This is a genomic window from Streptomyces sp. NPDC002130, from assembly GCF_040296465.1.
Classification (GTDB): Bacteria; Actinomycetota; Actinomycetes; order Streptomycetales; family Streptomycetaceae; genus Streptomyces.
Genome location: NZ_JBEOXI010000881.1, coordinates 1 through 1,369 on the forward strand (window position 1 = coordinate 1; position 1,369 = coordinate 1,369).

The following is a 1,369-nucleotide window of genomic DNA, read 5'->3' on the forward strand; positions in this document are numbered from 1 at the left end:
TTCGGCGGCAACGGCATCCTGCTGGACCACGACATCGCCCGCTTCTTCGCCGACGCCGAGGCGATCTACTCCTTCGAGCACACGATCAATCCGACGTCTCGCTATGCATCGATGTCGCTGGAAGTGGTGCCGAAAATGGGGCGCACGATCGCAGCTCTCCAGCAGGTCACTCTGACAGCCTCGCAGCAGAACGTCCCCACTGTAGATACCGACCTGGTCGGGTGGACCCCCCGGGACGCGAACAGCACGGCGTCGTCGGCCGGTCTCGTCGTCAGGGGAGACGGTCCGGTGAATCTGACCGCCAAGATCGACCGCGAGTACTGGAGCGGTGCCGGTACTGCGATTTTCAAGCTCGACGGGGTGGAGATCACGCGCGTGGACTTCGGTAGCTACTCCGCGACCCTCCCGGCCGGATTGAACTTCTACGTCAAGAACGGCCAGGTGCTGTCCGTGACAACGAATACCGCCAATGCGGGTGGATCGTCGAAGATGCAACCGACGTCGTACTTGCAGATCACACCGATCTAGGAACGCGGGGCCGAGCTGGTCTTCCCTTACCCTCCCGACCCCGCCTGACCGACGCTACCATTCTTCGAACATGTGTGCGAATCTTGCGATATGTCGAAGATTGAGCGAGCGCCGCGGCAGTGTCCCAATGGTCACCTGCTCGCACCGAACCGAACGCTCGTCGGCTGGGAAGTCTGCGGTTGCGTTACTGCCCACAACGGCGGGCATCGGATGCACTACTGTCGAGAGTGTGGGGCAACGATCCGGACGCCACCCTGTAGCGGCTCTGAACCCCAGACCGACCGGTGGGCGAACCGCGCCGCGAAAGCCCCCCAAACCCCCGTTTACCCCCCGAATTGAAGTCTCGTGACGGTCATCTAGTGTCTAGCGAAGAATTAGACACGGCAGGCCGAGTGACGTTTTGACAACGCATCTACCTGCGGCTATGTCAAAACGACTTCTTAACGGACGGTTGCTGGTTCGAGTCCAGCCGGGGGAGCGTTGGAAAGAGTCCCTGATCTGCAGAAATGCGGGTCGGGGATTTTTTCGTTTCTAGGAAGATTTCGGTTCGTTGTCACGGATTGTCACAAGCGATCCCAAACTCGTCGCAGCCGCAGCGAGAGCGTCGGTCTGAGAGTGCGTGTAGGTGCGCATTGTGAACGAACTATCGGCGTGACCAAGCCACGCTGCGATGACCGCGATCGGGACTCCCTGGAGGTGCATGAGGGTTCCGCAAGTGTGTCGGGCGTCGTGGAGCCGAACCTGAGCGACGTCAAGAATCTGCGTCCCCTGATGGAGGGTCACGCACGGCTGTCCACCGGTTGTCCACCGGGGGCCCTTCCCTGCACAGACGGCAGTGCCC

At 61.1% G+C, this 1,369-nt stretch carries 2 protein-coding genes; one reads left to right on the forward strand and one right to left on the reverse strand.

All coding sequences use genetic code 11. The annotated features are described in order from the left end of the window. Positions 1 to 528, forward strand: a 528-nt coding sequence (locus ABT116_RS46590) for a hypothetical protein (RefSeq protein ID WP_351647314.1), incomplete at its 5' end; no start/stop codon positions are given. A 531-nt stretch (positions 529 to 1,059) separates the two neighbouring features. On the opposite strand, the gene ABT116_RS46595 is transcribed toward ABT116_RS46590, so the two are convergent. After that, on the reverse strand, positions 1,060 to 1,311 hold the full coding sequence (locus ABT116_RS46595; RefSeq protein WP_351647316.1) for a tyrosine-type recombinase/integrase: 252 nt from the start codon (positions 1,309 to 1,311) through the stop codon (positions 1,060 to 1,062). Between the last annotated feature and the right edge of the window lie 58 nt (positions 1,312 to 1,369).